The sequence below is a fragment of the Haloterrigena sp. KLK7 genome, from assembly GCF_037914945.1.
GTDB classification, from domain to species: domain Archaea; phylum Halobacteriota; class Halobacteria; order Halobacteriales; family Natrialbaceae; genus Haloterrigena; species Haloterrigena salinisoli.
In genome coordinates, this window is record NZ_CP149787.1 from 2,498,769 (window position 1) to 2,522,945 (window position 24,177).

A 24,177-nucleotide genomic window follows, 5' to 3' on the forward strand; every position below is an offset into this window, starting at 1 on the left:
AACTTATCCGACGCGACGGCCTTTTCAGATTATATGAGTGAACGAGTGGAGGCCTCTGACGCGGACTGGGGTGGGGAGGCAGAGGCCCTCCAGCAGTTTCGAACGCTGGTAGCGACCGTCGACGGCGGCGTCTACCGGCTCGACACTGACGGTCGGTTCGACGCGGTCGACGACGACTTCCGCGACCTGATCGGCTACGAGCGCGACGACCTCCGCGGCGAGCACGTGTCGCTCGTGCTCTCCGAGACCGATACCGAACGGCTCGAGGAGCGACTGGCCGAGCGACTCGCGACGGACGACCGGCGACTCGAGCCGTTCGACCTCGAGGTGACGGTCCGCACCGCCGGGGGCGAATCGATCCCGTGCGAGGTCCGGATCGGCCCGCTGACCGACGACGGCGAGTTGCGGGGGACCATCGGCGTCGTCCGGGACGTCAGCGAGCGGCGGCGTCGCCGACAGCGCGACCGCGAACTCGAACAGTACCGCGCGATCACGGAGGCGGCCAGCGACGTGATCGTCACGATCGACGCGGAGAGCACGGTTCGAACGGTCAACCCCGCGGTCGAGACCGTCTTCGGCTACGAGCCCGACGAGCTGATCGGCGAATCGCTGACGACGCTCATGCCCGACGGACTGGCCGACGAGCATCGCGAGGCGCTGACGCGGTATCTCGAGACCGGCGACCGGACGCTCGACTGGGAGTACGTCGAACTCCCGGGGGTTCGCGCCGACGGCACCGAGATCCCGCTGGGGGTCTCGTTCAGCGAGGTCGAGTACGATGGCGAGCGATACTTCACCGGCATCATCCGCGACATCTCCGAGCGAGAGGCCCGCGAACGGGAACTCCGACGGAAGGAGCGCCGGTACGAGGCGGTTTTCGAAGATCCGAACATCCTCGTCGGGCTGCTCGAGCCCGACGGCACGGTTCTCGACATCAACGGGACGGCGATGGAGTACATCGACGCCGATCTCGCGGACGTGACCGGCGAGCCGTTCTGGGAGACGCCGTGGTGGGGCGAGGGCGACGACGTCGGGGACGACGTGAAACGGTGGACCGAGCGGGCCGCGGCCGGCGAGTACGTCGACTTCGAGACCGACCTCACTCGCCCCGACGGGCAGGGATATACCCTGAGCGGTTACTTCAGACCCGTCACGAACGACGACGGCGAGGTCGTTTCGATCATCGTCTCCGATCGCGACGTCACCGAGCGCAAGGAACACGAGCGCGAACTCGAACTGTTCCGAACCCTGGTCGATCACTCCACCGACAGCGTGCTGGTGATCGACCCGGAGACGGGCCGGTTCCTCGACGTCAACGACACCGCCTGTGAGCGACGAGGCTACTCGGAGGCGGAATTTCTCGACCTCACGGTCCCCGATATCGAAACCGAAATCCCCGACCACGAGGCGTGGCGGTCGTTCGTCGAGGAGCTGCGCGCCGAACGCTTTCGCACCTTCGATGGCTCCCATCGGCGCAAGGACGGCTCCACCTACCCCGTGGAGGTCAACGCCTCCTACGTCGAACTGGATCAAGAGTACGTCTTCGCCGTCGCTCGCGACGTCACCGAGCGCCGCGCGTACGAGCGCAAGCTCGAGGAACGCGAGCGTCAGCTCTCGACGCTGATGGACAACGTCCCCGGGATGGTCTATCGCTGCGAGAACGAACCCGGCTGGCCGATGGAGTTCGTCAGCGACGCCTGCGAGGAGGTGACCGGCTACGACCCCGGCGCGCTCGAGCGCGGCGAGCTCAGCTGGGGCGAGGATATCATGCTCGATGCGGATCGACAGGGGCTGTGGGAGACCGTCCAGCAGGCGGCAGGCGAGTCGGAGACCTTCTCGGAAACGTACCGCATCGAGACCGCCGACGGCGAGCGGCGATGGGTCAGGGACTACGGCCGCGGCGTCGTCGACGACGGGGACCTCGTCATCGAGGGAATCATCGCCGACGTCACCGAGCGGAAGGAACGCGAGCGCGAACTCGAGCAGTACCGTCGGATCGTGGAGACGATCGACGAGGGGGTCTACGTCCTCGACGGCGACAACCGGTTCATCACGGTCAACGAGGCGTTCGCGTCGATGCTGGGGACCGACCGGGAGTCGCTGATCGGCGCCCACGCGTCGGTCGCGTTCGGCGAGGAGCAGGTCGCGAAGGGCGACGACCTCCAGCGGGAGATGCTCGCGGGCGAGACCGACGTCGCCGAACTCGAGGAACAACTCCTGACCGACGACGAGCCGATCCCGGTCGTGAGCCGGTTCCGGCCGCTGGCGATCGGCGACGACGTCGGTCGCGTCGGCGTCGCCCGCGACGTCACCGAACGCGAGGAGCGCAAGCGCGAACTCGAGCGGTACGCGGAGCAACTCGAGACCCTGTTCGACGTGCTGCCGGTCGGCGTCGTCGTCGCGGAGGCCGACGGCGAGATCGTCGAGGCCAACGACGTCGCCCACGAGATCTGGGGCGGCGACGTGTTCGACGCCGGCTCCGTCGACGAGTACGAGCGGTACCCGGTGCGGTGGGCCGACTCGGGCGAGCCGGTCGAACCCGAGGAGATGACGCTGGCGCGGGTCACCGCTGGCGAGGAGGTCACCGAGCCCGACGTCGTCGAGATCGAGGCCGTCGACGGCGAGCGCCGGATCGTCGAACTCGAGGGGATGCCGATCCGCGACGAGAACGGCGACGTGAGCCGCGGGGTCGTCACCGTGAGCGACGTCACCGAGCGCCGGGAGGCCCAGCGGCGGCTCGCGGAGTCCGAGCGGCTCTACCGGACGCTGGCCGAACGCTTCCCGAACGGAACGGTCGGCGTCTACGACCACGAGCTCCGATACACGCTGGCGGCGGGCGAGAAAGTGGGCGGTCCCGCGCCCAGCGCGGCCGAGGTCGAGGGGACGAGGATGCCGGACCTCTACCCCGACGACGCCGTGGACGACCTCGAGCCGCTGTTCCGGGCCGCCGTCGAGGACGGGGAGACCGGCAGCACCCGGACCGAAGTCGTCGGTCGCCACTGGAAGGTGTGGGCGACGCCGCTGCGGGACGCCGACGGGGAGATCTTCGCCGGCCTGAGCTACGCACAGGACATCACCGAACGGATCGAACGCGAGCGGCGGCTCGAGGAGCTGGTCGATCGACTCGAGGAGTCAAACGAGCGCCTCCAGCAGTTCGCCTACGCCGCCAGCCACGACCTGCAGGAACCGCTGCGGATGGTCTCGAGCTACCTGCAACTGCTCGAGAGCCGGTACGCGGACGAGCTCGACGACGACGCCGCGGAGTTCATCGACTACGCGGTCGACGGCGCCGAGCGAATGAAGGCCATGATCGATGGCTTGCTCGAGTACTCCCGCGTCGATACGCGGGGCGACCCCCTCGAGCCGATCGAACTGGACGACGTGCTCGAGGACGTCCTCGCGGACCTGCAGCTCACGATCGAAGAGCACGACGCCGAGATCCGCACCGAACCGTTGCCCCGCGTCGAGGGCGACGCCGACCAGTTGCGGCAAGTGTTCCAGAACCTGCTGGACAACGCCATCGAGTACAGCGGCGACGAGCCGCCGCGGATCGAGATCACCGCCGAACGACGCGGCGAGCGATGGACGGTTTCGGTCGCCGACGAGGGGATCGGCCTCGAGGCCGACGATCAAGAGCGGATCTTCGACGTCTTCCAGCGCCTCCACAGCCGCGAGGAACACGCCGGGACCGGGATCGGACTGGCGCTCTGTGAGCGCATCGTCGAGCGCCACGGCGGCGAGATCTGGGTGGAGTCCGAGCCCGGCGAGGGCTCGACGTTCGCGTTTACGCTGCCCGCGGTCGACGAGTGACGGCGCTCGCTCGCCGGCACTGCTCGAGACGCGTGGCCGCGTACGAGCGCCGGCATCGGTCGAACCGGCGTCGGCCAGTTCCGGCGCGTCGGGCCGCTGCCGTCGATCCTGCATCGCGTGCGGCCTGGTAGGAATAGGATTGGTACACGGTGACAGTCGCGGAAGCGATTCACACGGTCTTATATGTCATCGGATCTCACGGTACCGTATGCCTACCGAACGATCGCTGAACGAATTGCTTCCGAACGTCGCCTCGTACACGCTCGAACTCGATTTCGAGGAGTTCATCCAGGGCGAGCGGCCGATGGTCATCCGCGGCCTGCTCGCGACCGACGACGAGGAACACACCGAGATCGCCGAGGAGTACATCGACAAGGCGGTCCGCTCGCAGTCGACCAAGGGCCAGTTGGCCTACGGCTCGATCGACGTGGTCCCCGAGTGGGACGAACACCGGATCTTCCGTCCGGTCCCGGACGCCGGCGCGTTCGGCTACCTCGTCCTCGAGTCCTACGAGGACGACGGTCCCGAGTACTTCCTCGACGCCGCCCGGCGGCAGTTCGAGTACTTCCACGAGGACGCCCCCCGGAGCGAGGCCGGCGGCATCTCTCACCACATCGACGACACCGAGCTGTGGATCGACGCCGTCTACATGATGTGTCCGTTCATGGCCCGCTACGGCCAGCTCACCGACACGCCCGAGGCGGTCGAGGAGGCCGTCGACCAGATCCTCGTCCACCACGACCACCTCGTCGACCCCAAGTCCGACCTCTATCGGCACATCTGGCGCGAGACGCCGGACAGCTACCCCGACGGCTCGCTGTGGCTGCGCGGTAACGGTTGGATGGCCAACGGCATCCTCGACACGCTCGAGTACGTGCCCGAGGATCACCCCGAGCGCGACCGCCTGGAGGAGATCGTCACCGACCACCTCCTGAGCATGGCGGAGTACCAGGACCGCAGCGGCTTCTGGCACCATCTCATCGACGACCCGTCGATGTACCTCGAGACCTCCGGGACGATGCAGTACGCCTACGCCTTCACCGAGGCCGTCGACCGCGGACTGCTCGACGAGGAGTATCGAGAGCACGCCGAGCGGGCGATGAGCGCCGCCAAGACGGCGGTGACGGCCGACGGCGCGGTCCAGCGCAACGCCGCGATGCCGGGCGGCCCCGAGGCCCCGCAGGCGGTCAACCTCTACGGCCAGGGCTGGTTCCTGATCGCCGGGACGCGGCTCCAGGAGTCCGAAGACAGGGATTGAGAACCTAACTATCGGTTCCGAAACAGAATTGCTCGAAAGTCACTACACTGTCGTACAGCTATCGAGGCGCGAAGCGCCGGGCGGGTTACCGGAACCGAGCGGAGCGCCCCTCCGAGAACTCCGATCGAAAAGACGGGTTAGAGGTGCTCTCGGAGCGCCTCGTTCATCGTCTCGACCGGCGCGTCCTCACCCGTCCACATTTCGAAGGCCTCGACGCCCTGGAAGAGCAGCATCCAGGCCCCGCCGATCGTCTGGGCGCCGGCGGCCTGTGCGTCCTTCAGGAACCTGGTCTCGAGCGGCTTGTACACCGCGTCGAACGCCGTCAGATCCTCGTGCCAGGCGTCGGCCGGTGCGACCGACTCGTCGGACTCCAGACCGACGCTGGTGGCGTTGGCGACGACGTCCGCGTCGGCCATCAGGTCGGGGAGTTCGTCGAGTCCGTGCCCGCTCGCTCCGGGAACGTCGTCGGCGAGGTCGTGAGCCTTCTCGACAGTTCGGTTCGCGATCGAGACGGTGGCGCCCGCTTCCTCGAACCCGAACGCGATCGCTCGCGCGGCCCCGCCGGCGCCGACCACGACGGCGTCGGCGCCCTCGAGGTCGACGTCGTGGTGCTCGAACGCGCGGAGGGTTCCGGAGAGATCGTAGTTGTACCCCACCGGCCCGTCCTCGGTGAAATCGATCGTGTTGACCGCGCCGACGCGTCGCGCCCGATCGTCCGGCTCGACGAACTCGAACGCGTCGTGTTTGAACGGCAGCGTGACGGTCAGGCCGTCGATGCCGAGCGCCTCCGCGCCGCGGAAGGCCTCCTCGATCCGATCGGGATCGGCCTCGAAGGTGACGAACTCGGCGTCGAGCTCGCGCTCGCGAAACGCGGCTTGGTGCATCGGCGGTGACAACGAGTGCTCGACCGGGTTCCCGATAATGCCGTAAACGTCCATACGTATACCCCTCGAGACAGGTAAATAAATGATTACGATTCGATGCTCGTGGTACGCCGAGCTCGCGGCGCTGTCAAATTTGTACGGACGAGTCCGTCTGCACCGCTAGTCGCTCCCGACTTGTCGCCGTTCCCGTGCCACACCCGAGCACCTCGCGGACAGGGCTCACTCTTCCCGAAGCGTTACCTGCAGTGTGGACTCGAGCGCGTCCGTTTGAAAGGCCGAATCCGCGACGACGAGGTGATCGCCGGTCGAGCGGGCGGTCGCCGCGATCATCAAATCGCGAACGGCCATCCGGTCGCCATCGGTGCGGAGTTCGTCTCGCAGCCGAGCCGCCTCGAGCGCGATCTCCTCGCTGAACTCGAGGGAACGGACGCCGCCGAAGTGCTGTCGCTCTGCACGGAGATCGGTGTCGCCCCTGCCGAGCGCGTTTTGAGACACGTTCCGCTCAGAATTTGTGGTCGTCTCGAGAGGGATGAAATCGCAAGATTGCGGGTTATTCGGGGTCTGCTCGGAATCGACGAGGAAGGAAGTCCGCCCTCCCCGATTTGAACAGATGCCAGACGGTCGCGCTCACTGCGTTCGCGCGCTGCGACTGGCGTGTTCAAATCGTGGAGGGTAGATTTCTCACTGCTCACGTTGTTCGCAGAAGAAATCCGCCCTCCCCGATTTGAACGGGGGACAAGTCGATCTACAGTCGACTGCTCTACCAGTCTGAGCTAAGGGCGGTCGCATTTCAACGTAGTCGGCGAGGATCACATAAGGGTTATTATTCGCGTCGCCGAGTGACGCGTGTCTTACAGAAAATCGCCGTCCGACTGCGGGTCGGTTCCGACAAGTGGGACGATCTCGCTGGGAGTGATCTCCGGCTGACTAGCAGCATGATTGAAATAGGTGGCGTGTCAATACCAGTGTAACTCCGAATGAGTAAGATCACGTTCCGCGCCGACGACGACCTCGTCGACGAACTCGAGGCCCTCGAGATCTCCAAGAGCGAAGCGATGCGGGAGGCGCTGCGCTCGTATCTCGGGGCCGAAGAGCGAACGGAACGCGCGCCCGCGGACGGCGAGACGGGCGCGATCGACGACCTGATCCGCCAGCGCGTCGACGAGCGACTCGACGAACGCCTTCGCGAACTGGATCGCGATCGCGGGGGAGCACACGCGCGTGAGAAACGCCCCGAGGAGGTCACCGTCACGGTCTCGCTCGGGGACGACGCCCGCGACGATTCCGGACGCGGGATGTCCGACATCACGCGCGACGCGGAGCGTCGGACGAGCGCGCCGGTGACCGATGCCACACCGGACGACGACGAGCGACTGGCGACCGCGGACGATGCGGACGGGCAGTGCGGGCAGTGTGGCGAAGCGGTCGCAGACGATCACGTCTTCTGTCCCAACTGCGGCGAGAAGACCTCGCGACGACTGTTCTGCGAGTGCGGCGACGAGATCCGTTCGGACTGGTCGTTCTGTCCCGGCTGCGGTCGTCGGACGCCGGCAGCGGACGTCCTCGGTGACACTCCGTCGTAGCGACCTATGTAAGACACGGATAGTCGCGTCCGACGAAAGTTTTATTGTGTATGCCAGTATTCCACTTATTCGCGTAAGACGGTCGTCTTACAACGGTCGGCAAACGCCGAAAACCGCCCGATGTCGGGCGGCTCCGTGTAAGACACGTCGCGTCTGACAGGGGCGCGCGCCGTCTTACCCCAAGGGGAATACAACCATGGAGCGTGTGACACTGCGAATTCCGAAACAGCAGATCGAGGAGGTCGAACAACTGGTCGACTCGGGCGAGTTCCCGAACCGGAGCGAAGCGATCCGGTCGGCCGTCCGCGAGATGATCAACGAACAGAGCGACGGACCGAGCGAGCAGTCCGGTAAACACAACTGGGCCAAGGTGTAACGATGCAGGATATCGTTCAAGACGCACTCGAGAACGCCGAAGAGGAGTCCCGGGAGATGGAAGACATGGACGACGACGAGTTCGGCGACCCTCGAATCGTCATCGTCGGTGCGGGCGGTGCGGGTAACAACACCATCAACCGGCTGTACAACATCGGCGTCGACGGTGCCGACACCGTGGCGATCAACACGGACAAGCAGCACCTCAAGATGATCGAGGCCGACACGAAGATCCTGGTCGGCAAGTCGCTCACCAACGGACTCGGCGCTGGCGGCGATCCGTCGATGGGCGAGCGCGCGACCGAGATGGCCCAGAGCACGATCAAGGAAGTGCTCGGCGACGCGGACCTCGTGTTCGTGACCGCCGGGATGGGCGGCGGGACCGGGACCGGTGCCGCCCCCGTCGTCTCCAAGATCGCCAAGGAGCAGGGCGCGATCGTCGTCGGCATGGTCTCGACGCCGTTCAACGTCGAGCGCGCCCGCACGGTCAAGGCCGAGGAAGGCCTCGAGAAGCTCCGCGAGCAGGCCGACTCGATCATCGTGCTCGACAACAACCGACTGCTCGACTACGTTCCGAACCTCCCGATCGGCAAGGCGTTCTCGGTGATGGACCAGATCATCGCCGAGACCGTCAAGGGGATCTCGGAGACGATCACCCAGCCCTCGCTGATCAACCTGGACTACGCCGACATGTCGACGATCATGAACCAGGGCGGCGTCGCCGTCATGCTGGTCGGCGAGACCCAGGACAAGAACAAGACCGACGAGGTCGTCAAGGACGCGATGAACCACCCGCTGCTGGACGTCGACTATCGCGGCGCCTCCGGCGGGCTGGTCCACATCACCGGCGGCCCCGACCTCACGCTGAAAGAGGCCGAGGGGATCGCGGACAACATCACCGAGCGCCTCGAGGCCTCGGCGAACGTCATCTGGGGCGCCCGGATTCAGGACAACTACAAGGGCAAGGTGCGGGTCATGGCGATCATGACCGGCGTCCAGAGCGCACAGGTGCTCGGCCCGACCACCCAGAAACAGGCCGACAAGTCCCGCAAGAGCATCGAGGGGTTCAACGAGGCCGACTTCGACGCGAGCAACAACGTCGAGGAGGCGGGTGCACGAACGCGATCCGGAAACGCGCACAGCGACGGCGGCCGCGAAGAGGTCGAGAAACAGCACGGCGTCGACGTGATCCGGTAATCGCGACGCGCGCGATCCCGCTCGAATCGACACCGCTGTGACGGCATCGACACACCTGACACACCAGTCGCCGTCCGCGGCAGGCAGTCCGCGATACGACACACCACTACTCGCGGATCGATCGACGGATCGGATCCGTTTTTCAGCGTTCGTCTCGAGTCTCGACGCTAATCACGCGGCCGCATTTGTATGACTGGTAGTTTGTACCGCTGACAGACGCGTTTACGGCCGTATACGGGCGCGAAACTGCAAGCCGTAGCAGTCCCGAGTCTCGTACTCGAGTCGGCTCAGGCCAGCGACTCGAGCAGCGAGCACTTCCGACAGACCTCGCGGGTCGTCGTCGAGCCGCACTCGACGCACTCCCGGAGGTCGGCGCCGTCGTCGCCGCTGAACTCGTCTGCGGCGATCGAGGCCAGATCCTCGTAGCCCGCGAGAATGGAGTGGCGGGTGCCGGGATGGTTCTCCTCTAAGTCGTAGAGCAACTGCTGAATCTCGCCGCGGTAGGCCTCGCTGGCGTGGGGACACTCCGTGATGTGGGCCGGGAGGTCGTTGATGTGCGCGTAGAGAGCGACTTCCTTCTCGGGGACGTCCCGCAGCGGTTTCGCGCGCGGGACGAACTCCGCCTGGTCCTCGCGCTCGGAGAGGGCGCCGAGGCTGGCGTCGAAGTGTTTCGCGATCTGTTCGACGTCGCCCTCGAGGAAGTTCATCAGCGCCGTCTGGGCCTCGTCGTCTAAGTTGTGGCCGGTCAGCAGGAGATCGGCCTCGAGCTCTTCGGCGTAGTTCGAGAGCAGGTCCCGCCGGAAGACGCCGCAGTAGGCACAGGCGGCCATGTTTTCGGGATCGTCCTCGACGACGTCGTCCATCCGGACGCCGAACTCCTCCTCGTAGGAGACGAGTTCGTGGCGGATGTCGAGGTCGTCGGCGAGTTCGACGCAGGCCTCGACGGACTTGTCGCGGTAGCCCTCGATCCCCTCGTGGATCGTTAGCCCGACGAGTTCGATGCGCGGGTCCTCGGCGAACGTGTCGTGGAGGATCTGCGTGAGGACGACGCTGTCCTTGCCGCCGGAGAGGCCGATCACCCACGTCTGGGGGTTCTCGGGCGTCGCGTCTCGCGGGACCAGATCGTCCCGCCGCACGCGGCGGCGCACTCGCTTCTCGACCGACTCGCGGAAGTGATCCGCACAGAGGTGTGCCCCGGAGTAGGCGGCGTGCATGACCGCCTCCTCACCACACCGGTTACAGTCCATTAGCGGTCCGTTGTCGGCCGCCGCCCATCACGGTTTCGTTGACGGGAGGGTGATCGTGCTCGAGGCGCCGCGGTCGCGGTCGAACTCGAGCGTCGAGCCGAGGTCGCGGGCGCCATCGTCTGTTCGAACGCTCACGTCCGCGACGCATCGGCGTTCGCCCGCCGCTCCGACGGACGGCTTCGGCCCTTCGTGGCTCGAGCGGGTTGCCGATCAATCGGCTGCCGCCGCTGTCGATACCGCCGATTCGGCCGACGGCGACGGGGAAAGCCTTTTAATACTAGTGAGATAGTCACAAACACAGAAGAGTGAATCGCCGACGAGTGCCGTCGATATCAGTCCGGACACACAATGGTACCGAGGATCGGTCGACTCCGAAGCGCCGCCGGAATCGCGTTCACCTACCTTCTCGTCGGGGTGGCGTGGATCGTCGTTACCGACTACGTCGTCCTGGAGTTGGTCGGCGATCCGCAGGCGACGGCCCGACTACAGACCGCGAAGGGGTGGATCTTCGTCGTCGGATCGACCGGCCTGGTCTACGCGCTGGTGCGCTCGAATCAGCGACGCCACGACCGGACGACTGACCGACTCGAGCACGCGCTACAGCAGACGAGCGTCCTGCACCGACTCCTGCGGCACAACCTGCGGAACAACTGTAACGTCATCCGGGGCAACGCCGAACTCCTCGAGGCGAACGACGAGATCCCGGCGGAGGCCGACCCGTACCTCGCGGAGATCAAGTTTCAGACGGATCGACTGGTCGAACTCGGATCAAAGACGCGGTATCTCCGGGACGCCGTTCTCGACGGTGAGGAGGGGATTCGTCGTCTGAACCTCAGCGCGGCGATCGACGCCGTCGTCGAGTCCGCCCGCGACCGCCACCCGAACGCGACGATCGAGGTCGACCGACCCGAGAGCTGTCGCGTTCGGACGACGCCGAAGATCGAACGCGCGCTCCGGGAACTGCTCGACAACGCCGTCGAACACAGCGAGCGGGCCGAGCCCGCGGTCCGCATCGCGGTTCGGCGAACGGACGAGGGCGTCGACATCACCGTCACCGACGACGGACCCGGACTGCCACCGGTCGAGCGAACCGTCCTCGAGAACGGAATCGAGTCGCCGATGATCCACTCGGAGGGATTGGGCCTCTGGATCGTCCGGACGATCGTCGTCCAGACCGGCGGCAGCGTCGAACTGGTCGACGAATCCCCGGGCACGACCGTCGTGCTCTCGCTACCGGACTGAGCGAGCCCGAGAGCCCGGAGCGGTCATCGGTCCGTCGTTCGTTGTCCGTCGTCTGTCGTCCGTCGTCGTCGGCCGATCGCGCCCCCTCAGGCGGGGACCGGATCCGTCTCTTCTTCGGACTCGTCGTCCGCCTCGACGGCCTCGGCGCCGTCCGCGAGGGCGGCCAGCAGGATCTCGACGTAGCGCTCGCGGCTCGCGGAGGAGAACAGTTCGTGGCCGCCGTCGTAGAGCACGACGTGTTCGGCGGGGACGCGCTCGCCGATCGGACGCAGGCTGACGACCGGATCGCGAAGCGAGCAGAAGACGACCGCGTCGTGATCGATCGTCAGCAGTTCCTCCTGGGCGCGGCGCGTCTCGCGGACGAACGCCGGCGAGATCCAGTTCGGCGTCGTCTCGAGCTGGTGGTCGGTGGCCTCCTCGCCGATCGCCTCGCGGTCGAGCCCGCGCACCGGGATACAGGGCAGCGTCGTCGACAGCTTCGAGACGGCCTCGAGCAGCGGGTCGGGGAACGCCTCGCCGTACCCCCACCACGGGCTCAGGTAGACGTGGTTGTCCGCGCCGTCTAAGGCCTGGGCGACCAGCGCGCCCGCGCTGTGGCCGAGCAACTGGTACTCCTCTAAGTCGCGCACGTACTCCGCGATCGGCTCGAGCCAGTCGGCTTTGAAGTCGTCGATGTTCGTGGGGAGTTCGAAGGCGTGCACCCGGTAGCCGGCCTCGGTCAGTGTGCCGATGAGCCAGCTGACGTTCTCGTGGGTCCAGCGGTTGCCCCAGCCCATGACGAACACGAGTTCCTCGTCGCCGTCCTCGTTGAAGATCCGGTGTCGCATGGGATTCCGTTCGCCGGGAACCGATAAAAAAGGTGCTCTCCTGACACGTGAGCTCGTGACACGGGTCGGCGACCGGCGGGACAGCGCCGTATGGCACGCCCGAAGAAACCGTTTTGCGCCTCGAGTCCCCACGTACGCGTCATGAGTGGATTCCCCCGCCGCGACGCGGTCGACCGCCTCGAGGAACTCGTCGACACCGTCGCGAGCGAGCGCATGCCGGTCCCGGTCCGGGAGGTCTGGGCCTTCGGCGACGTCGCGCTCGGGCTCGACCCCGTCGAGCGACTGGACGTCTACGTGACGAAGGACGTGCTGATGCGCGACGACAGCGACGGCGATGGGATCGACGCCGACGCGATCGAAGACGAGTACGGCGTCGAAGGGATCGGGAAGTCGGTTCGCGCCGACTGGGCCGCCGAGCATCCCGACTCCCTGCGGGCCAACGCGAACGGCCACGCCGCCCCCGAACAGTGTCTCGCCGCCCACCTGCTGGGCGACGACGAGCCGATCCACCTCGAGGTCTGTAACTCGCCGTTCGAGGACAACGTCACCCAGCGGCTGCGCGGGGCGCAACTGCGCGAGGATTACACCCAGTTGCTCGACCCCCGCGGCGTCTGCCTCTGGGCCGAGGGAACGACGAGCGAGGAGGCCTTTCGCAAGCTGCGGGAGAGCGAGTTGGCGCTCCCGACGCTCTCGCAGGCCCTCGAGATGCTCGGGCTGGACGATGAGGAGGCCGAAGACGCCGCGCAGGAACTCCACGCGTGGCGCGAGCAACAGGACGGCGTGACCGTCCGCGGCGACGTCGTCTGAACTCGATCGATTGAGGGTTTCGTTCGAACTCGATCATCGCTCGGATCGATTGGAAGTGCGACTGGAGGATTGAACTTCGACTACTGTAGTGAACCGAACGAAACCGGACGGACGCTGCTACCCCACCGTGGCAACAGGGGATCGCCACTCCCTCCCCAGCCGATTCGCTCGTTCGCTCCGCTCACTCGCTCATCCCTCGCGCAGTTTCGTCGATCCATCCTCGCTTTCGCTCACGGTTCACTCCGTTCACTGTTCGCTTTTCGAGGTGCTCGCATGGCTCGCACCTCGCTCTGCTCGGCCCGATCGACAGCGCGCGCCACCGCTCGCCGGGTGTTCGGTCCGGCGTCGTCCATCGATCGATGCGCTCGAGCGCGCGGGTCAGACGACTGCAGGCACTACCCTTTTCGACGCGACCGACCCACCATCGCCTATGTCCAACGAACGACCGACAGCCGAGGAACTGCGCCAGGGCGTCACCGTCGAGATCGTGCAGGGCGATCAGGACGTCGAGTCGACGGACACGGAACCGATCGTCGGCGAGGTCGGAACTATCTACGGCGACGATCCCCAGGGGCCGGAGGTCGAACTGAAAAGCGGCGTCGTCGGCCACGTGCAGTCGATCCGCCACGACGAGTAACGCTCGAGTCCCCGTCGTCGCGATCCGTTTTCGTCGCGACCCGTTTTACCGCACTGTCCCCTGGTGTACTCCGTGGGACGCAGTCTGCCGGCCAAATCCATTTCCGACCGATCGTTGAGGACAGTACATGACCGACTCGAGCCACCTCGCGCTCGTTCGCGACGTCGTCGCGGTCGCCCACGAACGCCAGCTCAGCGTCACGGCCGCGGGACTGGCCTACCACGCGTTCAACACGCTCGTCCCGCTGGTCATCCTGACGCTGGTCGGCGTCTCGCTCGTCGACGGCCTCGAGCCATTGGTGTCGACGCTCGAGACCGCAGTCGGACTCGAGGGGACGGTGACCGGCGGCGGCCTCGAGGGGGCGATGGGCGGCAGCGGCGCCCGAACCCGCGCGGCGCTGCTGGCCGTGGCGGTCCTCCTCTGGAGCGCGTTCCGGTTGTTTCAGGCGATCAACAGCGCGTTCACTGACGTGTACGGCGCCCGGAGTGACGAGTCGTACGTGACGACGGCGGCGACGGTCACGCTCGTGACGGCCCTCTACACCGTCCTCGTGACGGCGACGATCGCGGTCGGCGTCGCACTGGTCACCGTCGTCGGCGTCAGCCTCTCGGTGGTCGTCGGCGGCGGCTGGACGGCGGCCGGCAGCACCCTCCTGCTGGCCGGCCTGCTGCTGGCGGTCTTCCTCCCGATGTACTACCTGTTCCCCCAGCCCGACGTCTCGGTCGGCGAGGTGCTTCCCGGGACGGCCTTCGCGGCGGTCTCCTGGACCGTCTTGGCCGTCGGCTTCCGGTTCTACGTCTCGGCCTCCGAGAGCGTCGCCCTGTTCGGGATCGCCGGCGCCGTCCTGTTGATCCTGACGTGGGTGTACCTGGGCGGGCTCTGTCTCCTGCTCGGGGCCGTCCTCAACGCCGTCCGCGCGGATCACGTCGACCCCGAAGAGGAGTGGGTCCCGATGGAGACGGCGTGGCCGGTCGATCGAACCGACTAGGCTCCAGCGATTCGGTTCGGCGTCGTCCGGTGCTTCTCACCCTCGAGTCCGACGGCTAGTGATAGTCGACTAGAGCCGGCGTCAAACCTCCGTAGCCGTCACGAGTCGGATCGACGCTCCTGCGATTCGTACCATCCTGCGGCGATCAGCGAGAGCACCAGCAGCGAGATGCCCGTGACGACACCGGAACCCACCCGGTCGCCGAGTCCGACGTCGACGAAGCCGCTGCTGGTCAGGACGGCACCGATCGCGATCACGGTCGCGCTACCGGTCAGTAGCAGTAAGCGATCTCGAAAACCAACCATCGCGTCAGTCCGTACCCAGTCGCTCGGGATAAGGGACCGGCCTGACGTTGAACGGTCCGTTCGACGCGTTAGAACGTCGCACACCGGTGGTTCCGACGCGATCGGTCCGCTCGAGCCTGCGCACCTGACCGCCGCTCGCTGCGCGCGTTAGTCCGGGCGTCCGTCGCTGCGAAACGCGGCGTCGATCGTCCGCGCCCGCGTCTCACCGATCCCCTCGATCTCCGTGAGGTCCTCGAGCGAGGCCTCGAGCAGCGCCTCGACGGTGGGGTACCGCTCGTAGAGCGTCGCGGCGAGTTCGGGACCGATCCCCTCGATACAGCCGTACATGCGCTTGGTCGTGGGTTCGCGGCGGCTCGCGACGGAGCCCACCGGAAGTCGGCGAGTCGAGGGTTCCTCGAGGTGCTTTCGGCCGAGCCGAATCGCGTAGTCGACGAGGTGCGCGCGGTCCGTACAGGGGACGACCGGCACCTCGTGGCGGGCCGTGATCGAGGCCATCGAGCCCCGGACCGACTCGGGGGAGACGGCCGTCCGCAGGGTCGCGAGGTCGGCGAAGTCGCCCTCGAGGAGGACGTAGGAGTGGTCGTAGGCGGCGGCCATGCGCTCGACCTGATCGGTGAGGTCAGACCCCGATCGCCCCATCGCACTGTTGACGTAGTCTCGCAGGGTCTTGCGTTCGATGCCGACGGAATCGATCGCGAGGTCGCCGGTCGACAGTCGGTCGACGACGACCTCCGTCACGTCGGGGTGGTCGCGGACCGCCTCGACGAGGCCCGCGGGCTCCCGATCGTCGACGGTGACGGCGACGCGCATACGCGGTCGAAGGGCCTCGAGACGGGTACGGATATCGGTTCGCCGGCGTCGTCTCGCGAACCGAACCGAAGCGATGGGTTCTATCCCTCCGAGCCCCTACACACGGCGAATGGATTCCGAAGGGATCGTCGACGGCGCGACGGTGCTCGTCGTCGACCCGACCGAGGGCGCCGCCGGGTCGCTCGCCGACTCGAGCAGCGCCGGACGCGCAGCACGAACCGGTCCCGAGGTACAGCGCGTCTCGAGCGCGACTGCGGCGCTCGAGGCCGTCGAAACGCAGTCCGCTGACTGCGTCGTCACCGCACAGGCGCTGTCGGACGAGACCGGCCTCGATCTCGTCGAACGGATTCGCGAGCGGGATCCCGACCTTCCGATCGTCCTCGCGCCTCGCGACGGGAACGGCGACGAGCGGCTCGCCGGCGAGGCGATCGCCGCGGGCGTCTCGGAGTACGTGCCGGCCGATTGCGCTGACTCGGACCTCGAGGCGGCCGTCGAACGGGCGATCGAGGCGGGCTGCGACCGGCGCGAGCGCCGCCAGCGCGCCCGCCAGTTCGGGGCAGTGTTCGATGATCCCGAGACGTACGTGTGGGTACTGGAGCCGGACGGACGGGTGAGTCGGGCCAACGAGACCGCACTCGAGGCGATCGGAGCGACGGACGCGGTCGAGTCACCGCCCGACGCCGACGTGCGCGGGCGGCCGTTCGCGGACCTGCCGCTGTGGCGCCGTCTGGAGGAGGACCGATCGACGATCCGGACTGCGGTCGAACGAGCGGCCGACGGGACGATCGTGCATCGGGAGGTAACCCTCGCGGTCGGCGGTCGGACGAACGGCGCCGGTTCCGGCGTCGAACTCGAGGACGACGAGGGCGGTAAGTCGCGGACGCTCGAGGTAACGGTCCGGCCCGTTCGCGACGAGTCGGGGACCGTCGTCTCCCTGCTCGCGCGGGCGAGCGACGTCACCGAGCGCGCCCGCCTCGAGCGCGAACTGCGCGAGTCGGAGGAGCTCCACCGGGTGACACTGAACAACATGACCGACACCGTCCTCATCACGGACGACGACGGGGCGTTCACCTACGTCTGTCCGAACGTCCACTTCATCTTCGGCTACACCGACGACGAGATCCACGAACTGGGCTCGATCGACGAACTCCTCGGCCCGGACCTCTTCGACCGCGAGGAACTGGAACGGGAGGGCGTCCTGACCAACATCGAGTGTACGGCGACCGACAGGGCCGGGCGGGAGCACACGCTGCTGGTCAACGTCCGCGAGGTGTCGATCCAGGGCGGGACGACCCTCTACAGCTGTCGCGACGTCACCACGCGCAAGCGCCGCGAGGAGGCCCTGACCGCCCTCCACCGGACCGCGCGCGAACTGCTCTACGCCGAGAGCGACCGCGAGATCGCCGACCGCGTGGCGGCCGACGCCGCCGACGTGCTCGGCCTCGAGGCCAGCGGCGTCTACCTCTTCGACGGCGACGAGAACGTCCTCGAGCCGGTCGCCGCCTCGCCGGGGATGAACCGCCTCCACGGACCGCTCTCGAGCCACCGGGTCGGCGAGGACAGCGTCTCGGGACGGGCCTTCGTCGACGGCGAGTCCCGCTTCTTCGCGGACGTCCGCGACGCCGAGGCGCTGGCGGATCCGACGACCGATATCAGGGGTGCGGCGGTCGTCCCGCTCGGCGACCACGGCGTCTTCCTCGCGGGGTCGTCGGAGATCGACGCGTTCGACGACGTCGACCGCGAACTGACCGACCTGCTGGCGGCGACGGCCGAGGCGGCGCTCGATCGGGTCGAACGGGAGCGGTCCCTCCGCGAGCGCGACCGGGAACTCAAGCGCCAGAACCGCCGGCTCACGCGGCTCGACCGGATCAACGAGATCATCCGCGAGATCGACGCGGCGCTGGTCCGGGCCGAGACCCGCGAGGAGATCGAGACCGCCGTCTGCGAGCGGCTGACCGCCGCCGACCGGTTCGCGTTCGCCTGGATCGGGACGACCGACGCGCCGGGCGAGCGACTCGAGCCGAGCACCCACGACGGGACCGGCCGCGGCCGGGACTACCTCGACGGCGTCTCGCTCTCGCTGGCCGAGGCGGCCGAACCCGCGGCCCGCGCGGCGGCCGACGGCGAGACGACGGTCGTCTCGAACGTCGCCGACCGGCTCCGCGAGGAGTCGTGGCGCTCGGAGGCCCTCGCGCGGGAGTACCAGTCCGTCGCGGGCGTGCCGCTGGCCTACGACGAGTTCACCTACGGCGTCCTGGCCGTCTACGCGGATCGACCCGACGCGTTCGACGAGGTCACGCGGAGCGTCCTCGCGGAACTCGGCGAGACGATCGCCTCCGCCATCGCCGCCGTCGAGCGCAAACGGGCGCTGCTGACGGACTCCCGGACCCGCCTCGAGTTCGACGTCGGCGACGACGGGTTCGTCTTCTCCCGGCTGGCCCGGCGGGCCGACTGCGTCCTCTCGTTCGACGGCGGCGTCCGCCTCCACGAGGACGGCGCCGCGGTGTTCGCGACCGTCGAGGGAGCCCCGGTAGATGCCGTCGCGGACGCGGCCGCCGACCTCGTGGCCGTCGAGGGCGCTCGAGCGGTCGGCGCCGGAGACGGCGGGGCGGACGCCGCGGACGACCGCGGCGGAACGGTCCTCCTCGAGCTGGCGCCGCCGTTTCTGGCGCTGCGCCTCGCGGATCACGGCGTCGTGCTCCGCAGCGTCGAAGCGTCACCGGACGGTGCGCGCGTCGTCGTCGACGTGCCGCCGACCGTCGACGCGGGCAACAGCGTCGATATCGTCTCCAACGCGTTCGCCGACGTCGAACTCCGCGCCAAGCGGACCGTCGAGCGAACGACCGCGCGCGACCTCCGGACCGAACTGCTCGAGCGACTCACCGAGCGGCAACTCGAGGTGGTCCAGTTGGCCTACTACGGCGGCTACTTCGAGTCACCTCGAGAGCAGTCGGGCGAGGAGATGGCCGACGCGCTCGGCATCTCCTCGGCCGCGTTCTACCGCCACGTCCGTGCCGTCCAGCGGAAACTCTTCGTGCTCCTGTTCGACGAACTCGGTCTACCGGCAAACACTGCGTCGGGGGTTGAATAGTGAACCCCAGTCGGTCGCCGACGCTAGCTATCCTACGGATATTCCTATCCTAATATCCTTATTATTCCTAAGTGCCGTGACCGACCTTTCCATGAAAGACGTTCCGTTCGACCCCGACGAGGAATCGACGTACGAGTGCTTCGACTGCGGGACCGTCGTCCGCGCGGCGACGGCGACGACCTGCCCCGATTGCGGCGGCGATCTGCGCAATCGAGGCACACCGATCGAATAACCTCGCCCTCGATTCACATGGCCTCGAATCAGCAGTCGACGGTACCCGCCGAGGAGCACCGCTCGGCCGACTCGACCGAACCCGAAACCGCCCTCGAGACCGCGCGCAGGCAACTCGAGCGGGCCGCGACCCACCTCGAGATCGACGACGCCGTCCTCGAGCGGCTCAAACACCCCGCGGCGGTCCACGAGGTGGCCGTTCCGCTCGAGCGCGACGACGGGAGCGTCGACGTCTTCACCGGCTACCGCGCCCAGCACGACAGCGTGCGCGGGCCGTACAAGGGCGGGCTCCGCTACCATCCCGAGGTCACGCGCGACGAGTGCGTCGGCCTCTCGATGTGGATGACCTGGAAGTGCGCCGTGATGGATATCCCCTTCGGGGGCGCGAAGGGCGGCGTCGTGGTCGATCCCAAGTCGCTCTCCGACGCCGAGACCGAACGGCTCACGCGCCGCTTCGCACAGGAGATCCGCGACGTGATCGGACCGACGACGGACATCCCGGCGCCCGACATGGGGACCGGGCCGGAGACGATGGCCTGGCTGATGGACGCCTACAGCATGCAGGAGGGCGAGACGATTCCGGGCGTCGTCACCGGGAAACCGCCCGTCGTCGGCGGCTCCCACGGCCGCGAGGAGGCGCCGGGCCGCAGCGTCGCCATCGTCACCCGGGAGACCTGCGACTACTACGGCTACCCGCTCGAGGACACGACCGTCGCCGTGCAGGGCTTCGGCAGCGTCGGCGCCAACGCGGCGCGCCTGCTCGAGGACTGGGGCGCGACCGTCGTCGCCGTCTCGGACGTCAACGGCGCGGTCTACGATCCCGACGGAATCGACGTCGCCGCCATCCCCTCCCACGACGAGGAGCCCGAGGCGGTCACCAGCTACGCGGCCGACCTCGATCCCGACGCCGACGTCGACCGACTCTCGAACGAGGAACTGCTGGAACTCGACGTCGACGTGCTGATCCCGGCGGCCGTCGGCAACGTCATCACCGCCGACAACGCCGACGCGATCGCGGCCGATATCGTCGTCGAGGGCGCCAACGGCCCGACCACGTTCGCCGCCGCCGCTATTCTCGAGGAGTGTGGGATCCACGTCGTCCCCGACATCCTCGCCAACGCCGGCGGCGTCACCGTCTCGTACTTCGAGTGGCTCCAGGACATCAACCGCCGCGCCTGGAGTCTCGAGCGCGTCCACGAGGAACTCGAGACCGAGATGGTCGACGCCTGGTCGGCCGTCCGCGACGTGGTCGAGGCGAAGGACCTGACGTGGCGCGACGCCGCCTACGTCGTCGCGCTCTCGCGGGTCGCCGAGGCCCACGAAGCGCGCGGGCTCTGGCCCTGAACGGCGCGCTCCTCGCTTCTCGGTTCCGCATCGACCTCCGTCGGCCGGCGACTCTCCCGCGGGGACCCCCGGCGCGGTCGGGTCACCGTTTCAAGGCCGTGGCGAGCGTACCACGACGAGCATGTCCGCCCAGGGAACCATCACGATCGTTCCGAGCGTCCACTTCTCGCCGACCCACCGGCGTCGAGTCCGGTCGACGATCCGCGAGACCGAGCCCGACGTCGTCGCCGTCGAACTCGACGAGCGGCGGTACGACCGCCTCGAGGAGCGAAGCGGCCGAAGCCCCCTCGAACTGGCCCGGGAGTTGCCGCCGGCGACGGCGGCGGCCTACACCGTTCTGCAGGCGATCCAGCGGACCGTCGTCCGGCTGTACGGGCTCGACCCCGGGCAGACCGACATGGAGGCGGCCGTCGAGACCGCGGCCGAACTGGAGCTCGACGTCGCGCTGATCGACGATCCGATCGCGGAGACGCTCTCCGCGCTCGCCGACCGCGTCGGACCGGAACTGCTCCCGAAACTGGTCGCCCGCACCCAGCGGATGGGGCCGGGCCAGCAGGCCCAACAGCTCGACCTGCTGACGACGTCGTTCGAGGAGATCACCAGCGGCGAGGACGTCCAGCCGGCGATCGAACAGATGCGGCTGCTCCTCCCGGAACTGACTGAGGTCATGATCGACCGCCGCGATCGATCGATGGGCCGGCGGCTCCACGCGCTCCGCCGCGAGGGTCACGACGTCGTCGCCGTCGTCGGCGCGGGCCACCATCTGGGCATCAAGCGGACGCTCGAGGACCTCGAGACGCGGGATCGCGAGTCGGAGGCCCTCGAGTCGGCGGCCGCCGAGACCCGGAACGTCGACGCCGACGCGGTCGTTCCGATCCGGTCGCCCACCCGGAGCGTCACCCGGATCCCGATCGAGTGACCGCCGCCGTCAGCGCTCGAGGTAGTCGATCGCCTCGCTGTCGCTGACCTGCCCGAACTCGCGGTAGAACTGGCCGACCGCGCGGAACGAGTCGGGCGTCTCGAGCGCGATCACCTCGTCGGCCTCGCGCTCGAGGTCGGCGACGCCGCTGGGCGATCCGACCGGGACCGCCAGGGCGACGGAGTCGGCGCCCGCCTCCCGTACCTGCCGGAGACAGGCCGTCGCGGTCGCCCCGGTCGCGACGCCGTCGTCGACGACGACGACGCGTTTCCCCTCGAGATCGGGCAGTCCCCGCCGATCTCGCGGCCGGTAGCGATCGGCCTTCTCGCGCGCGTTTTCGGCCTCCTCCTCGCGGACCTCCTCGAGGTACGCCTCCGAGACGTCGAGTCGGTCGAGGAGGTCGTCGTTGTACCAGACGCTGCCGTCGCTGGCCACCGCGCCGATCGCCAGTTCGGGGTTCTCCGGCGCGCCCAACTTCCGCGCGACCACCACGTCGAGGTCGGCCTCGAGCGCGTCCGCCACCGGCCGCGCGACGGGTAAGGCGCCGCGGGGAATCCCGAGGACGACGTCGGCCTCGAGGCCCCGGGACTCGAGTTCGGCGGCGAGCCGTTCGCCGGCGTCGGTTCTGTCGTCGAACATGGCCCTAGCTAGGACGGCCACATACTATGCCTTAGTGTGGCACACGACGGGATCGACGACGGTGAGGAGACCACCTGCGGTGGCGCGCGCTGAAGACGCACTCGAGTCTCTGCGAGAGTGCGTCGTCGACACCGTGCGAGGGATGAGCGAACAACGTGAGCGAATCGGCTGGGGAGGGTGTGGCAATTCCCCGTCGCCAGTCGTCGCAGAACGCTCGAGGGCGTGGTGTCGGATACCGATTCGAGTCCGGCACCGAACGCGATAGTCTCGTCCGTATAGAACCAGAATTCGCCTGCCGAACGGCTACCCGTCGCGGGTCTGGACCTGCGGTATGGGACGGCTCCAGCGAACGCTCTCGAACATCTCCGAGGAAGAGATCGACAACGGCCGGATCGGTATCGTCGCCGGCGCGATCGAGTACCCCAACCAGCCGGTGCTCGTCGGTCGCGCGGCGCTCCGAACGGGCTCCGACCACGTCCGGACGTTCGTCCCCGATCCGATCTACGAGATCGTCGCGGGTCAGGACCCGAACCTGCTGGTCGACCGCTACGCGGGCGAACAGTTCGAGGAGAGCGCCGTCGAACGCACCCGCGAGATGAGCGAGTGGGCCGATGCGCTCGTCATCGGCCCCGGGCTGGTCGACGCCGATCCCGAAGCCGTCTGCGAGGCGATCGACACCATCGACGTCCCGATGGTCGTCGACGCTCTCGCGCTCGAACCGTCGCTCGACGCCGACCTCTCGAACGCCGTGCTCACGCCGAGCAGCAAGGAGGTCGGACCGATCACCGACGAGTACGGCTCGCTCGAGGCGTTCTCGGAGGAGACCGGCGCCGTCGTCACCCTGACCGGCGATATCGACGAGATCGTCGCCGGCGGCGAGCGGCTCGAAAACGAGACGGGGACGTCGGCGATGACCGTCGCCGGGACCGGCGACACGATGGTCGGCATCGTCGCCTCGCTGCTCGGACAGGGGATGGACCGGCGCGAAGCGGCCGAACTGGGCGCGTGGATCCTCGGGAAGACCGGCGAACTCGCGACCGCCGACCACGGGCCGGGCGTCGTCGCGACCGACGTGATCGAGCGGATTCCGGACACGATCCGCTGAGGACCGCACGGATTCCGACTCCCCCCGCCACGGGAAAGCATTACTTCTCGCTCCGTCGTCACTTCGAGTGAGATGCCCGACTCGAGCGCCGAACCCGCGACGCGGACGGAACAGGAGCACCGCCACGAGATCGCCCACCCAGTCTTCGCCGCGTGCTACGATCTGTGTCCGGAACCCGAGGAACTCGAGGCCCAGCGCGCGTACCTGGCGCGCGACCTCTCCGGACGCGTGCTCGAACTGGGCTGTGGAACCGGCGACATGTTCCCGTACGTCGTCGACGGCGCCGCCGGCGACCGCGACGACCTTGAGTACCACGCGATCGAACCGGACCCGCACATGCGAAAGCGGGCGGCCGACGCCGCTCGCGATTCGGGACTCGCGGTCGATCTCCGGGACGCCCGCGCCGAGTCGCTGCCCTATCCCGACGAGAGCTTCGACGTCGTCCTCGCCGGCGTCGTCTTCTGTACGATTCAGGACCCCGACGCGGCCCTCGAGGAGGTCGCCCGCGTGCTGAAACCGGGCGGCGAGTTCCGCTTCCTCGAGCACGTCCGCGCCGACGGCTGGCGCGGGAGCGGGCAGAAACTGCTCGATCCGCTCTGGCAGCGCGCGGCGGGAGGCTGTCACCTCACCCGCGAGACGGTCGAACGCTTCGTCGGTCACGAGGCGCTGGCCGTCGAGGAGGTCGATCGCCTCGACGTCGGCGTCTTTCCGGCGACGCCAGTCGTCCGCGGGACGCTCCGCCGGCGACGGAACGGGGTTCTCGAGTAACGCACCGCTATCGGCCGCTCGAGACCCGAGAACGACACCTCGGCGGTCTCGATCGAATCCGACGTCCACAGACGGAACCGTTTCCCCGGAGTCTGCAGGTGGAACCGTTT

Annotated in this window: 22 protein-coding genes and 1 tRNA gene; 15 read left to right on the forward strand and 8 right to left on the reverse strand. The window is 67.8% G+C overall.

The features are described from left to right. Window positions 1-33 precede the first annotated feature (33 nt). Together WD430_RS12265 and WD430_RS12270 are read left to right on the forward strand one after the other, a co-directional pair. Window positions 34-3,810 (forward strand): PAS domain S-box protein, encoded by a 3,777-nt coding sequence (locus tag WD430_RS12265; RefSeq protein ID WP_339102731.1) that lies wholly within the window; start codon window positions 34-36, stop codon window positions 3,808-3,810. 208 nt (window positions 3,811-4,018) lie between these two features. Continuing rightward, entirely contained in the window at window positions 4,019-5,068 is a 1,050-nt protein-coding gene (locus tag WD430_RS12270; RefSeq protein ID WP_339102732.1) for a glycoside hydrolase family 88 protein, read from the forward strand. 137 nt (window positions 5,069-5,205) lie between these two features. Here WD430_RS12270 and aroE read toward each other — a convergent pair whose 3' ends face one another. The 3 genes from aroE to WD430_RS12285 all read right to left on the reverse strand — a co-directional run bounded on the left by aroE (window position 5,206) and on the right by WD430_RS12285 (window position 6,735). After that, window positions 5,206-6,006, reverse strand: coding sequence for a shikimate dehydrogenase (gene aroE, locus WD430_RS12275; protein ID WP_339102733.1), 801 nt, complete (start codon window positions 6,004-6,006; stop codon window positions 5,206-5,208). A gap of 165 nt (window positions 6,007-6,171) precedes the next feature. After that, window positions 6,172-6,447 carry a PIN domain-containing protein gene (locus tag WD430_RS12280; protein WP_339102734.1) on the reverse strand — a complete coding sequence of 92 codons (276 nt, stop codon included), beginning with the start codon at window positions 6,445-6,447 and terminating at the stop codon, window positions 6,172-6,174. 214 nt (window positions 6,448-6,661) lie between these two features. Next, a tRNA-Tyr gene (locus WD430_RS12285) sits at window positions 6,662-6,735 on the reverse strand. Between the two features lie 194 nt (window positions 6,736-6,929). Here WD430_RS12285 and WD430_RS12290 point away from each other — a divergent pair. The 3 genes from WD430_RS12290 to ftsZ all read left to right on the forward strand — a co-directional run bounded on the left by WD430_RS12290 (window position 6,930) and on the right by ftsZ (window position 9,107). Beyond that, window positions 6,930-7,535 carry a double zinc ribbon domain-containing protein gene (locus tag WD430_RS12290; RefSeq protein ID WP_339102735.1) on the forward strand — a complete coding sequence of 202 codons (606 nt, stop codon included), beginning with the start codon at window positions 6,930-6,932 and terminating at the stop codon, window positions 7,533-7,535. Between the two features lie 196 nt (window positions 7,536-7,731). Continuing rightward, entirely contained in the window at window positions 7,732-7,911 is a 180-nt protein-coding gene (locus tag WD430_RS12295; RefSeq protein WP_008894261.1) for a ribbon-helix-helix domain-containing protein, read from the forward strand. Window positions 7,912-7,913: 2 nt separating this feature from the next. Further along, the gene (gene ftsZ, locus WD430_RS12300) at window positions 7,914-9,107 is read left to right on the forward strand and encodes a cell division protein FtsZ (RefSeq protein ID WP_339102736.1); all 1,194 of its coding nucleotides are present in this window, start codon (window positions 7,914-7,916) and stop codon (window positions 9,105-9,107) included. A 287-nt stretch (window positions 9,108-9,394) separates the two neighbouring features. On the opposite strand, the gene ncsA is transcribed toward ftsZ, so the two are convergent. Further along, the gene (gene ncsA / locus WD430_RS12305) at window positions 9,395-10,354 is read right to left on the reverse strand and encodes a tRNA 2-thiolation protein NcsA (protein WP_339102737.1); all 960 of its coding nucleotides are present in this window, start codon (window positions 10,352-10,354) and stop codon (window positions 9,395-9,397) included. 348 nt (window positions 10,355-10,702) lie between these two features. Between ncsA and WD430_RS12310 the strand changes: the two genes are divergently transcribed. Next, on the forward strand, window positions 10,703-11,596 hold the full coding sequence (locus tag WD430_RS12310; protein WP_339102738.1) for a HAMP domain-containing sensor histidine kinase: 894 nt from the start codon (window positions 10,703-10,705) through the stop codon (window positions 11,594-11,596). A gap of 86 nt (window positions 11,597-11,682) precedes the next feature. Here WD430_RS12310 and WD430_RS12315 read toward each other — a convergent pair whose 3' ends face one another. Then, window positions 11,683-12,423, reverse strand: a complete 741-nt coding sequence (locus WD430_RS12315) for an alpha/beta fold hydrolase (protein ID WP_339102739.1) — start codon at window positions 12,421-12,423, stop codon at window positions 11,683-11,685. 141 nt (window positions 12,424-12,564) lie between these two features. On the opposite strand from WD430_RS12315, the gene WD430_RS12320 reads away from it, so the two are divergent. The 3 genes from WD430_RS12320 to WD430_RS12330 all read left to right on the forward strand — a co-directional run bounded on the left by WD430_RS12320 (window position 12,565) and on the right by WD430_RS12330 (window position 14,855). Further along, entirely contained in the window at window positions 12,565-13,230 is a 666-nt protein-coding gene (locus tag WD430_RS12320) for a hypothetical protein (protein WP_339102740.1), read from the forward strand. A 430-nt stretch (window positions 13,231-13,660) separates the two neighbouring features. Further along, entirely contained in the window at window positions 13,661-13,867 is a 207-nt protein-coding gene (locus WD430_RS12325) for a DUF2196 domain-containing protein (RefSeq protein ID WP_012943957.1), read from the forward strand. A gap of 127 nt (window positions 13,868-13,994) precedes the next feature. Further along, window positions 13,995-14,855: a YhjD/YihY/BrkB family envelope integrity protein gene (locus WD430_RS12330; RefSeq protein WP_339102741.1), complete on the forward strand. Its 861-nt coding sequence runs from the start codon at window positions 13,995-13,997 to the stop codon at window positions 14,853-14,855. 98 nt (window positions 14,856-14,953) lie between these two features. Here WD430_RS12330 and WD430_RS12335 read toward each other — a convergent pair whose 3' ends face one another. Both WD430_RS12335 and WD430_RS12340 read right to left on the reverse strand, forming a co-directional pair. Further along, the gene (locus tag WD430_RS12335) at window positions 14,954-15,160 is read right to left on the reverse strand and encodes a hypothetical protein (RefSeq protein WP_339102742.1); all 207 of its coding nucleotides are present in this window, start codon (window positions 15,158-15,160) and stop codon (window positions 14,954-14,956) included. Window positions 15,161-15,307: 147 nt separating this feature from the next. Further along, window positions 15,308-15,970 carry an ERCC4 domain-containing protein gene (locus tag WD430_RS12340; protein ID WP_339102743.1) on the reverse strand — a complete coding sequence of 221 codons (663 nt, stop codon included), beginning with the start codon at window positions 15,968-15,970 and terminating at the stop codon, window positions 15,308-15,310. Window positions 15,971-16,079: 109 nt separating this feature from the next. On the opposite strand from WD430_RS12340, the gene WD430_RS12345 reads away from it, so the two are divergent. The 4 genes from WD430_RS12345 to WD430_RS12360 all read left to right on the forward strand — a co-directional run bounded on the left by WD430_RS12345 (window position 16,080) and on the right by WD430_RS12360 (window position 21,555). Then, window positions 16,080-19,061, forward strand: coding sequence for a bacterio-opsin activator domain-containing protein (locus WD430_RS12345; RefSeq protein WP_339102744.1), 2,982 nt, complete (start codon window positions 16,080-16,082; stop codon window positions 19,059-19,061). A gap of 91 nt (window positions 19,062-19,152) precedes the next feature. Continuing rightward, window positions 19,153-19,293, forward strand: coding sequence for a rubrerythrin-like domain-containing protein (locus tag WD430_RS12350; protein ID WP_339102745.1), 141 nt, complete (start codon window positions 19,153-19,155; stop codon window positions 19,291-19,293). A gap of 17 nt (window positions 19,294-19,310) precedes the next feature. Next, window positions 19,311-20,636: a glutamate dehydrogenase GdhB gene (gene gdhB / locus WD430_RS12355; RefSeq protein ID WP_339102746.1), complete on the forward strand. Its 1,326-nt coding sequence runs from the start codon at window positions 19,311-19,313 to the stop codon at window positions 20,634-20,636. A 121-nt stretch (window positions 20,637-20,757) separates the two neighbouring features. Beyond that, on the forward strand, window positions 20,758-21,555 hold the full coding sequence (locus WD430_RS12360) for a TraB domain-containing protein (protein ID WP_339102747.1): 798 nt from the start codon (window positions 20,758-20,760) through the stop codon (window positions 21,553-21,555). Between the two features lie 9 nt (window positions 21,556-21,564). Here the strand turns inward: WD430_RS12360 and WD430_RS12365 are convergent, their stop codons facing one another. Continuing rightward, window positions 21,565-22,194: a phosphoribosyltransferase family protein gene (locus WD430_RS12365; protein WP_339102748.1), complete on the reverse strand. Its 630-nt coding sequence runs from the start codon at window positions 22,192-22,194 to the stop codon at window positions 21,565-21,567. Window positions 22,195-22,525: 331 nt separating this feature from the next. Here WD430_RS12365 and WD430_RS12370 point away from each other — a divergent pair, with 331 nt between their 5' ends. Further along, window positions 22,526-23,299: an NAD(P)H-hydrate dehydratase gene (locus WD430_RS12370; RefSeq protein WP_339102749.1), complete on the forward strand. Its 774-nt coding sequence runs from the start codon at window positions 22,526-22,528 to the stop codon at window positions 23,297-23,299. Window positions 23,300-23,371: 72 nt separating this feature from the next. Then, window positions 23,372-24,067 carry a class I SAM-dependent methyltransferase gene (locus tag WD430_RS12375; RefSeq protein WP_339102750.1) on the forward strand — a complete coding sequence of 232 codons (696 nt, stop codon included), beginning with the start codon at window positions 23,372-23,374 and terminating at the stop codon, window positions 24,065-24,067. Window positions 24,068-24,177: the final 110 nt, after the last annotated feature.